This window comes from Arthrobacter sp. JUb119, from assembly GCF_024807995.1.
Classification (GTDB): Bacteria; Actinomycetota; Actinomycetes; order Actinomycetales; family Micrococcaceae; genus Glutamicibacter.
The window spans coordinates 216,006-228,300 of record NZ_JANUFE010000003.1 but is presented as its reverse complement, the minus strand read 5'-3'; the positions used below and the strand labels follow the sequence as shown (position 1 = coordinate 228,300).

Annotated in this window: 12 protein-coding genes; 4 read left to right on the top strand and 8 right to left on the bottom strand. The window is 64.4% G+C overall.

All coding sequences use genetic code 11. From position 1 onward, the window contains the following. Positions 1–106 precede the first annotated feature (106 nt). Positions 107–562 (bottom strand): VOC family protein, encoded by a 456-nt coding sequence (locus M2368_RS10065; RefSeq protein WP_133834072.1) that lies wholly within the window; start codon positions 560–562, stop codon positions 107–109. 102 nt (positions 563–664) lie between these two features. Here M2368_RS10065 and M2368_RS10060 point away from each other — a divergent pair, with 102 nt between their 5' ends. Both M2368_RS10060 and M2368_RS10055 read left to right on the top strand, forming a co-directional pair. Further along, positions 665–1,453 carry an IclR family transcriptional regulator gene (locus M2368_RS10060; RefSeq protein ID WP_105656236.1) on the top strand — a complete coding sequence of 263 codons (789 nt, stop codon included), beginning with the start codon at positions 665–667 and terminating at the stop codon, positions 1,451–1,453. Between the two features lie 108 nt (positions 1,454–1,561). Beyond that, a complete protein-coding gene (locus M2368_RS10055) occupies positions 1,562–2,662 on the top strand; it encodes an alanine racemase (protein WP_105656383.1) in 1,101 nt (366 codons plus the stop codon). Between the two features lie 9 nt (positions 2,663–2,671). Here the strand turns inward: M2368_RS10055 and M2368_RS10050 are convergent, their stop codons facing one another. After that, on the bottom strand, positions 2,672–3,850 hold the full coding sequence (locus tag M2368_RS10050; protein ID WP_105656237.1) for a DNA topoisomerase IB: 1,179 nt from the start codon (positions 3,848–3,850) through the stop codon (positions 2,672–2,674). A 27-nt stretch (positions 3,851–3,877) separates the two neighbouring features. On the opposite strand from M2368_RS10050, the gene M2368_RS10045 reads away from it, so the two are divergent. Continuing rightward, positions 3,878–5,566 carry a long-chain-fatty-acid--CoA ligase gene (locus tag M2368_RS10045; RefSeq protein WP_498724407.1) on the top strand — a complete coding sequence of 563 codons (1,689 nt, stop codon included), beginning with the start codon at positions 3,878–3,880 and terminating at the stop codon, positions 5,564–5,566. Here M2368_RS10045 and M2368_RS10040 read toward each other — a convergent pair. The 5 genes from M2368_RS10040 to M2368_RS10020 all read right to left on the bottom strand — a co-directional run bounded on the left by M2368_RS10040 (position 5,563) and on the right by M2368_RS10020 (position 11,292). After that, positions 5,563–7,158, bottom strand: a complete 1,596-nt coding sequence (locus M2368_RS10040) for a dipeptide ABC transporter ATP-binding protein (protein ID WP_498724406.1) — start codon at positions 7,156–7,158, stop codon at positions 5,563–5,565. The two genes, M2368_RS10045 and M2368_RS10040, sit on opposite strands and share 4 nt — an antisense overlap. Next, entirely contained in the window at positions 7,155–7,952 is a 798-nt protein-coding gene (locus M2368_RS10035) for an ABC transporter permease (RefSeq protein ID WP_105656240.1), read from the bottom strand. Before M2368_RS10035 ends, M2368_RS10040 begins: the two co-directional genes overlap by 4 nt. Then, positions 7,949–8,881, bottom strand: a complete 933-nt coding sequence (locus M2368_RS10030; RefSeq protein WP_105656241.1) for an ABC transporter permease — start codon at positions 8,879–8,881, stop codon at positions 7,949–7,951. The genes M2368_RS10035 and M2368_RS10030 overlap by 4 nt, the downstream gene beginning before the upstream one ends. A gap of 6 nt (positions 8,882–8,887) precedes the next feature. Then, the gene (locus M2368_RS10025; RefSeq protein WP_105656242.1) at positions 8,888–10,552 is read right to left on the bottom strand and encodes an ABC transporter substrate-binding protein; all 1,665 of its coding nucleotides are present in this window, start codon (positions 10,550–10,552) and stop codon (positions 8,888–8,890) included. A gap of 131 nt (positions 10,553–10,683) precedes the next feature. Further along, entirely contained in the window at positions 10,684–11,292 is a 609-nt protein-coding gene (locus M2368_RS10020) for an NAD(P)-dependent oxidoreductase (RefSeq protein ID WP_133834063.1), read from the bottom strand. Between the two features lie 83 nt (positions 11,293–11,375). Here M2368_RS10020 and M2368_RS10015 point away from each other — a divergent pair, with 83 nt between their 5' ends. Further along, positions 11,376–11,744 (top strand): winged helix-turn-helix transcriptional regulator, encoded by a 369-nt coding sequence (locus M2368_RS10015; protein ID WP_105656244.1) that lies wholly within the window; start codon positions 11,376–11,378, stop codon positions 11,742–11,744. Here the strand turns inward: M2368_RS10015 and M2368_RS10010 are convergent. Then, the gene (locus M2368_RS10010) at positions 11,741–12,250 is read right to left on the bottom strand and encodes a GNAT family N-acetyltransferase (protein WP_332504326.1); all 510 of its coding nucleotides are present in this window, start codon (positions 12,248–12,250) and stop codon (positions 11,741–11,743) included. The genes M2368_RS10015 and M2368_RS10010 overlap by 4 nt on opposite strands. Positions 12,251–12,295 lie beyond the last annotated feature (45 nt).

The window sequence follows — 12,295 nt, the reverse complement described above, 5'->3', positions numbered from 1 at the left end:
GTAGTCGCAGGTGAGCATGCAATAGACCCGGTGCATTGCCGGGTAACTGGTCGGATGGTGAGGAGGAATGGCCAAGCGGTCCATATTATGGACACATCTGAGAGGGCTAGACGATGTCGAACTCATTGCCTTCGATATCGAGCATGCAGATAGCGAAATGGCCCATCTCCGGCATGTCGTGAACGGTGCGGACTTTGGCCCCCAGGGCCACCAGGCGCTCTGCCTCGTCGGTGATGATTTGCCTGCGTTCCTCGAAGCGAACGCCGCGGCCGCCGCTGACCAGCAAGTCCAGATGCAGGCGATTCTTGATGCTCTTGGCCTCCGGTACCTGCTGGAACCAAATCCTTGGCCCACCACCTTGCGGATCGACCAGCGACTCCGGTTCATCACCGGTTCCGGGCGGCAATTCATCATCCGGCACGCCCATGGACTGCCAGTAGGCGCGCCACGTGGGATGCCCGTCCGGGGCAGGCTCGGGAACGTAGCGCAAGGCTTCGGCCCAGAACCGGACCATTGCTTGCGGGCGGGCGCAGTCGATGACGATTTGCCATGTATTTTCCATGTGCTGAATTATCCGCCGACCAGCTCGATAGCAACAGGGGTACGGCGACAAAGTATGAAGCGGGAATTATCCGGCCCGGAACCGATCGTCCATAATGTGGTCATGAGCAATTCCCCGGCTGGAACCCAAGTCGTAGGGCGGCTGGCCGCCGTGCTTCGCACCGTGAGCACCGCAATGCCCGAGGGCATCACCACGACGCAAACGGCCCGGAGCACCGGTTTGGCCCGGCCCACCGTGCATCGCCTGCTCAGCGCGTTGGCCACCGAAGGATTCTGCGACCACGATCATCGCACCGGCCGCTGGCTGCTTGGCCCCGAGCTCTACCTCATGGGCGCGGTGGCAGCCGAGCGCTACGACATCAGCGAATTGGCCCGCGAGCATGTTGCCGCGCTGGCCGAGGCGACCGGGGAAAGTGCGTTCCTCTCGGCGCGGCGAGGGGACGAAACCGTGTGTTTGCTGCGCCAGGATGGAGCCTTTCCCATCCGCTCGTTCGTGCTGTATGAAGGACGGCGCTTCCCGCTGGGAGTCGCTTCGGCCGGAATCGCGATCCTTGCTTTCCTGCCTGAACAGGGCATTGAGCGCTACCTGCGCGATGCCGATCTAGAGCCAGGATATGGGCCGGCGCATTCGCGCGAAGAGCTGCGCAAAAAGGTCGCCGAAACCCGCCAGCTGGGCTATTCGGTCAACCCCGGCTTGATCGTCGAGGGCAGCTGGGGCATGGGTGCTGCGGTTTTCGACAACTCGGGACAGCCTGCCTGGGCACTGAGCCTGACCGGGATCCACACGCGTTTTGAAGCGGACCGCCGCGAAGAGCTGGGCAATCTGCTGCTGCACCACGCGCATGAGTTGTCCACCAAGCTGTCGGCCCGGTCAAGCACGCTGCCACGCTAGTTTTTTCCTTCCCCTGTACAAAGCTTCCTGCGGTAATCTTTCAGATCGGCGGGAATGCCTATTTCCAGGATTCCCCGTGACGCAGCCAAGTGCAGAAGGACGGAAAATTTGGGCACTATCCCGGCCGGAATCAACACCCCGCAGGTCATCGTTGACGTAGCGAAGCTCCAGCAGAACATTGACCGGGTGGCCCACCGGGTGGCGAGCCAGGGCCTGAAACTGCGCCCGCATGCCAAGACGCACAAGATGCATGAAATCGCCGAACGCCAGATGGACGCCGGTGCCGCCGGACTCACCGTGGCAACTGTCGGCGAAGCCCTCGCGTTTGCGCTGCACGGGGTCGCGAAGATCTTCATCGCCTACCCTTTGTGGGTCAATGAATCCCAGGCGGCACGCATCCTGGAGCTGATGCGCCGTGCCAAGCTGAGCATCGGCACGGACTCTGTCCAGGCCGTGCAGCAGATGGCCAGGATGCTGGGGGAGAAGGCCTCCAAGATCAAGCTCGTCATCGAGATCGACAGCGGCCATCATCGGAGCGGCACCAGCCCGCAAGGCGCGGTGGAAATAGCCGATGCCGCCCGTGCGGCAGGCATGCGCGTGCATGGGATCTTCACCTTCCCCGGCCACAGCTACTCGCCGGACGGCATCGACGCGGCACTCAACGATGAGCACAAGGCCCTGGCCGAAGCGGCGTGCCTGCTGCGCGAGGCCGGGCATGCCATCAAGCGCATCAGCGGGGGCTCCACCCCGACCGCCGAACTGAGCGACAACTCGGTGCTGACCGAGGTGCGTCCAGGGGTATACGTCTTCGGCGATGCGCAGCAGTTCGAGCTGGGGCGCGTGCGCTGGGAGGATATTTCCCTGACCGTCGCCTCCACCGTGATCAGCCGCCATGAAGGCGATGGGCAGATTCCCCGGCGCATCGTGCTGGACGCCGGCAGCAAGGTGCTCGGAAGCGACCGCCCGGCCTGGGCCACCGGATACGGGCGCATCGCCCAGTGCCCTGAAGCCCGCATCAGCGCACTATCGGAGCATCACGCCACCGTGCTGTGGCCCGAGCACTTGGACCTGCCGGCCCACGGCGAGCAGCTCCACGTCATCCCGAACCATGTCTGCGTCGCGGTGAACCTGGTCGACAACGTGCTGGCAGTGCATGAGGACGGCACCAGCGAGGTATGGGATGTAGCGGCCCGCGGACTGAACTTCTAGATTCTGAACCTAGCTGGCCCTTTCAAGGAACCGCAGCAGGCAGCGCGAAGCCGGATCCAAATGGTTCTTGGTCCCCAGCTGCCGTTTGGAACGGCGCAGCGCCGCCAATTTTTCCGGATCGTCCGCCAGCTCCAGCACACGGGGATCGATATAGGAGCCGGCCGCGATTTCGGGAGTATTGCCCAGTTTTCCGGCGGCCTGCTCGATGGCCAGCTTGCGCAGATTCCTGGCATCATCGGCAGCCATAGCCGAGGCGGGAGCCTCGATCAGTGCCCTGAAAGCCGCTAAGCTGCCGCCCCAGGTCCTGAAGTCCTTGGCGGTGAATCCGCTACCCAGATGCTCCTCGAGGTACCGGTTGATTTGCGCAGGCTGGAGCAGGTGCGAGTGCCCATCGTCATCCAGGTAGCGGAAAAGCTCGTAGCCCGGCTGATCGCGCAATTGGACCAGTACTCGTGCCAGTCGCCGGCTCCTGATTTTCACATGCTGCTGCTGGCCGCTCTTGCCGGGAAACTCGAGGGTGGCGCAATGCCCTTGGACCTCCAGATGCTTGGCTCGCAGCGAAGCGGCCCCGAACGATTGGTTGGAACGCGAGTAGGCGTGCGTGCCGATGCGCAGCAGATGCAGATCCAGCAGCAGGACCACGGCCGCAGTGACCCTGTCCTTGTCGTTTCTTCCCCGGCGCAGATCCCGCAGCAGCTGGCGGCGGAGATTGGGCAGTGCGCGGCCGAACGCCGGCAACCGGTCGAATTTGGCGGCATCCTGCCGCTCGCGGAAATCGGGGTGGTAGATCATCTGGGTGCGTCCTGCCGCATCGATTCCGCGAGCTTGGACCTTGGCCCGCGCACTGGCAGCGATCTGGACCTGTTTCCATGCCGGCGGGATCGACAATTGCCTGATCCGATCCAGCAGGTGCTGGTCCTTCACCGTGCGTGCCCCTTCCAGGTAGAAGAAGCCGGTTCCCGCGCGCCGGCGCGTGATGGGAAGCCGTTTGCTTCGGCGTGCTGGCATGGATGCCTCCCGGTAGTTGCGTAGCCGTGCAATCACGCACACGCTATCGCCGATCGCTGCCCTGCTCCGGGTGTTCGCAGGAAAATCCCAGCTGTGCGGTGCCGGGGCATTGACGCCAGCGGGCGGATCCGCCACCTGCAGCGCGTCGTTTGCACCCGGGAAGACCTGGAATCGCGCCATGTCCCGTAACAGGGCATGATTGGAGGTATGGAAAATAGTGCTGCGCCCGCATGGGTGGCAAATTACCAGCCGGGAGTCCCGGCCGAAATCGAGCTGCCCACCGAACCGCTCAGCCGCATGTTCGAGCGCTCCGTGCGTGAAGCCGGCGATAGCCCGGCGACCGAATTCTTCGGCCGCCGCACCAGCTACGCCGATCTGGGCGCGCAGGTAGCCAAGGCCGCCGAGGGCCTGCGCAAGCTCGGCGTGCGCGCCGGCGACCGCGTTGCGCTGATCCTGCCCAACTGCCCGCAGCACGTGATCGCCTTCTACGCGATCCTGCGCCTTGGCGCCGTCGTGGTGGAGCACAACCCGCTGTACACCTCGCGGGAACTGCGCCACCAGTTCGAGGACCACCAGGCGCGCATCGCGATTGCCTGGGACAAGGTCGTGGCCAACGTCCAGGAATTCCCCAAGGACGTGCAGCTGGACTCGATCGTCTCGGTCAACCTGCTCGAAGCCTTCCCCGCGGTCAAGCGCCTGGCGCTGAACCTGCCGGTCAAGAAGCTGCGCGAGACCAAGGCGTCGCTCACGGCCCGCACCTCGGGCACCGTGGCATGGAAGGACCTGCTCTCCGGTGCGCAATTGGATGCCAACCACCCGCATCCGGATGTCGATGACCTGGCGGTCATCCAGTACACCTCGGGGACCACCGGCCACCCCAAGGGCGCCATGCTCACCCACTTCAACCTCTATTCCAACGCCTTGCAGGGCGAGGCCTGGATGCTCGGGGCGCAGGAGCGCGAGGAAATCCTCTACGCGATCCTGCCGATGTTCCATGCCTTCGGCATGACCCTGTACCTGACCTTCGGCGTGAAGAAGCAGAGCCTGCTGGTGCTCTTCCCGAAGTTCGATCCGCAGATGATCCTGGATGCCTGGAAGAAGTCCCCGGCCACCGTGTACTGCGCGGTGCCGCCGATCTACGAGCGCACCGCCCTGGCGGCCAAGGAGCGCGGTGTCTCGCTGAAGAGCGCCAAGTACTGCATCTCCGGGGCGATGAACCTGCCCGACCATGTGGTGGAGCTGTGGGAATCGATGTCCGGCGGCCTGCTGGTAGAAGGCTACGGCATGACCGAGTCCTCGCCGGTGGCCTTGGGCAACCCGTTCCACCCCAGCCGCCGCACCGGCACCATCGGCGTGCCCTTCCCCTCGACACTGATGACGGTCGTGGACGTGGAGGACCCGAGCCGGGAAGTGGCCCAGGGAGAACCGGGCGAATTGCTGATCAAGGGCCCGCAGGTGTTCCAGGGCTACTGGAACAACCCGGAGGAAACGGCCAAGGCCAAGACCGAGGACGGCTGGCTGCGTTCGGGCGATGTGGTCACCGTTGACGAGGACGGCTTCGCCCAGGTGGTGGACCGCGCCAAGGAGCTGATCATCACCGGCGGCTTCAACGTTTCACCGACCGAGGTCGAGATCGCCCTGCGCCAGCACGCTGACGTGGCCGATGCCGCGGTCTTCGGAAAGCCGTTGGCCCGCGGCGGCGAAATGGTAGTTGCCGCGGTGCAGCTCGAAGAGGGCTGCGGGCTGAACGAGGACGCGCTGCGCGCCCACTGCCGCGAGCTGCTGGCCGCCTACAAGGTGCCTAAGCGCATCGTGCAGATCGATGAGATGCCGCGCTCGCTGCTGGGCAAGATCCTGCGCAAGCAGGTCAAGGACCAGATGGTCGATCTGGTCTAGCGCAACCGCGGCATCGCCGAGAGCAGCAGTTTCGTGTAATCGTGCTGCGGGGCGCCGAAGACTTGGTCAGTAGAGCCCTGCTCGATGATTTTGCCTTCATGCATCACCGCAACGGAGTCGCTCATGTGCTCGATCACCGACAGGTCATGGCTGATGAACAGGTAGCTGGTTCCGGTGTCCAGCTGGATCCGATCCAGCAGGTCCAGCACCGTGGCTTGGATTGATACATCCAAGGCCGAGACCGGCTCGTCAAGGACCAGCACCTGCGGCTTGGGCGCTAGCGCACGGGCAATCGCCAAGCGCTGGCGCTGCCCGCCGGAAAGCTCGCGCGGGTTGCGGCCCAGCAATTCGGTGGACAGCTCCACTTGTTCGAGCAGTTCAGCCACCGGCTTGCGGTACTCGGCTGCGCGCTTGGACTTGCCGCGGCTCAGCGCATCGGCCAGCAGCTGCCCCACCGAATAGCGCGGATCGAAAGACCCCAACGGGTTCTGGTAGATCGCGCCCATTTGTTCGCGCAGCTTTCGGCGCTGGGATTCGAGGGCCGGGGCAAAGTGCTCGCCGAGCAGCTTGATGTTGCCTGCATCAGGCTTCTGCAAGCCCAGCACCATGCGCGCGGTGGTGGTCTTCCCGGACCCGGATTCGCCGACAACGCCCAGGGTCTTGCCCCGGGGCAGTTCGAAACTGATCGCATCCACGGCCTGGTGCTTGCCGAACGTTTTGGACAGCTGCGTGACTGATAACGCGGGGACAGTAGTGGCGGGTGCTTCTGGCGGTGGTGCCGTCAACGGCTTGCTGGCTGCCGACAACGGGGCGAAGCGCGGTATCCCCGAAGGCACGGCCCGCAGCAATTGGCGGGTGTACTCGTGCTGCGGGTCGCCCAGGATCTGCCCGGTGCTGCCGGCCTCAACGATTGCACCGTTGCGCATCACCGCGATGTCGTCGGCCAAATGCGCTACCTGGGCCAGATCGTGGCTGATCATCAGCACGCCGCGGCCCTGCTCCTTGAGCTCGCGCAGCTGCGAAAGGACCAGTGCTGTCAGCGCAGAGTCCAAGGCGGTGGTTGCCTCATCGGCGATGACCACCTGCGGGTTGCCGGCCAGGGCCTGGGCAATCAGGGCACGCTGGCGCATGCCGCCAGAGAGCTCGGTGGAACGCTGCTTGGCACGGCGCCCGGGCTCGGGCATGCGCACGGATTCCAGCACCTGGAGCACTCGCTGCTGGCGCTCGGATTTGGACATCTTGCCGTGCGCCTTGAGCGCATCACCGATTTCCCGGCCCACCGGGCGCAGCGGATCGAGCGCCATCAGCGCATCCTGCAAGATCATGGACACCGAATTCCCGCGGATCTGCTGCCAGCCGCGGTCGGAAAGCTCCAAGGCGTCCTGCCCGCAGACAGTCAGCTCGTCGGCTTTCGCGATGCCTCCGGACAGTCCCAGCAGGCTGCGGGCGGTGACGGATTTGCCCGACCCGGATTCGCCGACCAATGCGAGGCAACGTCCGGCCTGGACGGTGAAGGAAATGTTCTTCACCGCCACGGCGGAACCGAAACGGACCGAAAGGTCCTTGACCGTAATCAGTGCTTGCTCGTTCATGCTGTCCTTGCCCTTCCGCCCAGCGCGCGGCCAATCAGCGTGGCGCCTGCGGCCACGACAACTATCGCCAAGCCGGGGAACAAGCTCATCCACCACGCGAAGTGCAGGTAGGTGCGCCCGGCCGAAAGCATGGCACCCCATTCGGGAGCTGGCGGGGGAGTGCCCAAGCCCAGGAAGGACAGGGCAGCAGCCCAGATCACGGCTTGGCCGATCCCCAAGGTCACCAGAGCCAGCAGGGGCTTGAGGGCGTTGGGAACCAAATGGTTGCGGACCAGCAGCCACGAGCCGCGGCCCAGCACGGTGGCTGCCTCCAGCATTTCCGAACTCTTCAGCGTGCGGATCTGGCTGCGCACCAGCCGGGCATATCCCGGTGCGGTGGACAGGCCCACCGCGACGATGGCCGGACCGACACCGGGGCCGGTGAAGGCAATGATCAGCAGTGCCATCAGCAAGGACGGAATCGCGTAGAGCGCTTCGAGCACGCGCAGGATGATCTCGTCGAGCCAGCGCGGGGACAATGCCGCAGCTGTGCCCAAGACGATGGCCAATCCCATGCCCAATCCCGTGGCCGCCAGGCCGATAGCCAACGAGTCGCGGGCACCATGGATGACACGGGTATAGATGTCGCGGCCCGATTCGTCGGTGCCGAAGAAATGCGCGGCGCCGGGTTTGCTGAATGCCTCGGCCGGGTTGATAGCCAATGGATCGCCCGGGGCCAGCACCGAAGGAACCAGCGCGATGAGCACCCACAAGGCGATGAATGCGGCGGCGAAGATTCTTGCGGTGCGGCTCATGAGCTCGCCCCTGCCGGATTGATGGCTCGCTCGATGCCTTCGGTGATCGCCATGACCACGATGTAGACCAGCGCGGAGAAGAGCGCGATGCCGGTGACCATCGGGATGTCGCGGGCCAGCACCGCAGAAAGCAGCGAGCGCCCCAGGCCCGGACGGGCGAAGATCGCCTCGACCACCACCGCGCCGGAAAGCAGCGAGGAGAAAGCCCAGCCGGTCAGGCCCAGGGCAGGCAAGGCGGCGTGGCGCAAGCCATGGCGCCAGAAGACCGCCAGCCGGCTTTCGCCACGGGCACGCGCGGCCAGCGCGAACTGGCTGCCCAGGGCTGCGCTCAGCGAATCGCGCATCAGCTGGGTGAGGAACCCGGCCAGCGGCAATGCCAAGGTCAGCACGGGAAGTACCAAACCCTGGGCGGTGCCGTTATCCACGGCCGGCAGCCAGCCGAGCATCGAGGAGAAGAGCATGATCAGCACCGCGCCGAGCCAGAAGTGCGGCACGGCGGCGGCAATGATCTCCACGATATTTCCCAGCCATGCGCCAAAGCGGTTGGCCCGCATGGCCGATGCCGCGAAGCCCAGGGCCAGCACCCAGGCGGCCGCCAGGGCCAGCAGCGCAAGCCAGAGGGTATTGGGCAGGAGATCGCCCATGATGCCGGCGACCGGCTGCTTGAGCGAATAGGAGGTGCCGAAGTCCAAGGTGGCCAGCTTGCCCAGGTACATCAGGTACTGGGAGATGAGCGGCAGGTCCAGTCCGTACTCGGCGCGGGCCGCGGCCAGCGCTTCGGCCGAGGCCTGGGAACCGGGGCCGCCCATGATTGCTTCGGCCGGGTCGCCGGGGATCAGCCGGATGGCGATGAAGATGGCGGTGGCCACCAGCCACAGCACCACCAGCGCGCCGCCGATCTTGCGCCCGGCCCAAGCAATCGTGCCCATGGGGTGCTACTTGGTGATGAAGGTGTCGTAGTAGACCGGCGAAGACACCGCGGTGGTGGCGCCGATGCCGTGCACGTTCTTGCCGTAGAGGAAGTGGTTCTGCTGGTCGTAGAGCGGCAGCACGTAGTAGCCCTCCAGGACCAGCTTCTGGGCCTGCTCGTACAGCGCAGCGCGCTGGGCTTCATCATTGGCCTCTTCGGCCTGGGCCAGGATCCCATCGAGCTTCTCGTTCTTCACCTGCGCATTGTTGGCGAAGTAGCCCGATGGCGCAGGGACGGTCGAGTCGGAGTGGTACAAGATGCGCAGCACCGACGGGCCGACCTTGGTGTAGGGAGCCGAGACCAAGTTGTAATCGTGCTTGGCCAGGGCGCCGTACCAGCTGGACAGGTCCAGCAGCTGGATCTTCACCTCGAAGCCCACGGCCTTGGCCTGGGCCTGGAACTGCTCGAACAGGGACTGCTCGGCAGGAACCGACTGGTTGGTGGAGACCGGGAAGTCCAGCGATAGGCGCTTGCCGTCCTTCACGCGGTAGCCCTCGGCGTCGCGTTCGCTCCAGCCTGCTTCATCGAGCAGCGCGTTGGCCTTGGCAACGTCGGTGGTGAACAGCGATTCATCGGAGTAGCCCAGCGGTTCGGCTGAAGACAGCAGCGAGTAGCTGCGCTCGGTGGTGCCGAAATAGAGGGCCTTGACGCCGGCGTTGGCATCCACGGAGCGGATGAACGCCTCGCGAACGCGCTGGTCATCGAATGGCGCCTTGGAGCTGTTCAGCTCCAGGCGGTTGGAAGCACCCGGGCGCGGGGCGTCCAGATGGCCCAGCGAGCCGTCCTGCTTTGCCGTGGCGATGGTGTCCGGCTGCGTGTTGTCGATGACATCGACTTCGCCCGAGACCAGGGCTGCATAGCGGGTGGCGGCCTCAGGGATGAAGCGCCAGGTGATGGCCTCCAGATAGGCCTTGGAATCGGAGCGCTCCGCGTTCTTGACCGGCGGCACGTAGTCTTCGTTGCGGACCAGGTTCACGGCCTTCTGGTGCTCCCAGGATTCGACCTTGAACGGGCCGGTGCCTACCGGTGAGGCGCAGTTGGTAGCCTGGTCGCGTTCCAGCGCCTTGGGGGATTCGATGGCGGTCCATGGCATGGACAGCGATTCCAGCAGCGCGTTATCCGGGGCGGAGAGCGTCAGCTTGGCGGTGAGCTCATCGGCGATCTCGATATCCACGACCTTGCCCACGGCCAGGTAGCCGGTGGAGGACGCGGTATTCGGATCCTTCAGGTGCTCGATGTTGGCTTCGATGGCTTTGGCGGTGAGCTTCGTGCCGTCGGTGAAGGAAATCCCATCGCGCAGGGTGATGGTGCGAGTCAGGCCGTCCTCGGAAACTTCGGTGCTTTCGGCCAGCCACGGGATGATCTTCCCGTCCGCATCCTTGGTGAACAGGGATTCGAGGTACTGGCTTGCGACCAGGGCTTGCGGGTAGTTGCCGCCCACATGCGGATCCAGGCAGGCCGGCTCGGCGTCGCCCGAAGCATAGACCAGGGTGCCGCCGGCAACCGGCTTCGCCTCCTCTGCGGGGGCATCGGGTCCTGCACCTGCCGAGCAGCTGGCTAGAAGGGATCCAAGGAGCGGGAGCGCGATAGCGCAGCCAAGGATCTTGGACGCGCGCGAGTTTCGTTGCATGGGGAAGGGCTTACCTCGATGAACTAGTGGTGATGACCAAACCAACTCTAGCCATCTGGAACGCATTCGTCAGATCGGAGCGAATCGCTCCGATCCGACGAAACCTGGCTAGCGGAGATCCTCGAGGGGATCTACTTTTCGCTGGCCACGGTCATGCGGCGGTTCTGGTGGACCGGGCTTTCGATTTCATCGAGGATGGCCACGGCGAAGTCCTGGGAGGAAACGAAGTCGCCTGCTGGCGAATCGGTGCCCAGGATGTAGCTGCCGGTGCGGCGTGCAGGCATGATCACCGGGGCTGGAGCCGCGACGGTCCAGGTGATGCCGGAAACCGAGGTGAACATGTCGTAGACCTCGGCGCAGGTGGTGGCTTCGGCCTTGTATTCCTCCGGGAAGCCCGGGGTGTCGACCAGGCGGACGCCGTCTACCTCGGTAGCGCCGGCGCCGCCGACAACCAGCAGGCGGGCTGGGACCAGGGTTTCGGTGATCTGCTCGAAGGCATCCAGGTATTCCTGGTGGTCGCCACCGGTGCGCGATGGCGGTACGGCAATGACGAGCACGTCGTTGTTCTTTCCCAGGTCGCGGTAGGTTGCCCCGTCGCCCAGCTCGGCGGCCACGGTGGTGGTTCCGTCGATTCCCTTGCCCGAACGGGAGACCGAGGTGACCTCATGGCCGCGTGAAATGGCTTCGGCAACGACTTCCGAGCCGACCATGCCGGTAGCTCCGTAAACTGCAATCTTCATGGTGTTCTCTTTCCTTGGGAAATTGGGTCCGGCACAATGGTATCTTTTAGATACCGCTCACTACAACGAAACTAGGTTTCCTCATGGATAGCCATGGCTCTTTTGACGTGTTCGTGCAGCAATGCCCTTCACGTGAAATCATGCAGCGCCTAGGCGATAAATGGACTCCGCTGGTCCTCTTGTCCCTGGCTGGCGGCCCGCAACGTTTCTCCGCATTACGCCAGCGCATCGGCGCGGTCACCCCGAAAGTGCTCACCAATACCCTGCGCAACCTGGAGCGCGACGGGCTGGTGCAGCGCACCGTATATGCCCAGGTGCCGGTGCGGGTCGACTACGAGCTGACTGATTTGGGACGCGGGATCCTGGAACCCATGGAAATCCTGCGCCTGTGGTCCGAGGAGCATGTGCCCAAAGTGCTCGCTGCCCGTGAGCGGTTCGACGCGCGCGGCTAATGGCCAGGTGGAGCAGCAGGACGCAGCGGCAGGAACATGAAGTGCTGGCCCACCAGCCCCTTGGTCGGATGGTTGAAGGCGCCCGGAATGGTGCCCAGGATCTTGAAGCCCAGCGATTGCCATAGACGCACTGCAGCCTCATTGGTCTCGACGACCGCATTGAACTGGATGCCGTGATAATTTTCCTGCCGGGCCCAGTCGATCACGTATTCGCCCAGTGCTCGTCCCACGCCGCGATTGCGGCATTCCGGATCGACCAGGAAGGACGCGGTGGCGATGTGGGCTCCCCGTCCGGGCTTGTTTGGCCCCATCTTGGCCGAGCCGATGATCCTGCCATCTGCCACGGCAACGACCGTTTGCCCTGGTAGCGTCTCCATCCACCAGGGGCGGGCTTCTTCAAGGGTTTGGCCTTGGGGGAAGGCGTAGGTCTGTCCCTCATCCATGATTTTGCGGTAGAAGCCGAAGATCCCAGGCCAATCCCCGGCGGTGCTTGTCCGGATTTGCATGCGGTTAGCCCAACTCTTTCGAAATGAATGCTTCGGAACTCATCC

Excerpts from the sequence above, each read along its gene's own strand:
- M2368_RS10045 (WP_498724407.1), top strand. The coding sequence starts at position 3,878 with ATGGAAAATAGTGCTGCGCCCGCATGGGTGGCAAATTACCAGCCGGGA.
- M2368_RS10010 (WP_332504326.1), bottom strand. The coding sequence starts at position 12,250 with ATGCAAATCCGGACAAGCACCGCCGGGGATTGGCCTGGGATCTTCGGC.
- M2368_RS10025 (WP_105656242.1), bottom strand. The coding sequence starts at position 10,552 with ATGCAACGAAACTCGCGCGCGTCCAAGATCCTTGGCTGCGCTATCGCG.
- M2368_RS10030 (WP_105656241.1), bottom strand. The coding sequence starts at position 8,881 with ATGGGCACGATTGCTTGGGCCGGGCGCAAGATCGGCGGCGCGCTGGTG.
- M2368_RS10015 (WP_105656244.1), top strand. The coding sequence starts at position 11,376 with ATGGATAGCCATGGCTCTTTTGACGTGTTCGTGCAGCAATGCCCTTCA.
- M2368_RS10035 (WP_105656240.1), bottom strand. The coding sequence starts at position 7,952 with ATGAGCCGCACCGCAAGAATCTTCGCCGCCGCATTCATCGCCTTGTGG.
- M2368_RS10020 (WP_133834063.1), bottom strand. The coding sequence starts at position 11,292 with ATGAAGATTGCAGTTTACGGAGCTACCGGCATGGTCGGCTCGGAAGTC.
- M2368_RS10050 (WP_105656237.1), bottom strand. The coding sequence starts at position 3,850 with ATGGCGCGATTCCAGGTCTTCCCGGGTGCAAACGACGCGCTGCAGGTG.
- M2368_RS10040 (WP_498724406.1), bottom strand. The coding sequence starts at position 7,158 with ATGAACGAGCAAGCACTGATTACGGTCAAGGACCTTTCGGTCCGTTTC.
- M2368_RS10065 (WP_133834072.1), bottom strand. The coding sequence starts at position 562 with ATGGAAAATACATGGCAAATCGTCATCGACTGCGCCCGCCCGCAAGCA.
- M2368_RS10060 (WP_105656236.1), top strand. The coding sequence starts at position 665 with ATGAGCAATTCCCCGGCTGGAACCCAAGTCGTAGGGCGGCTGGCCGCC.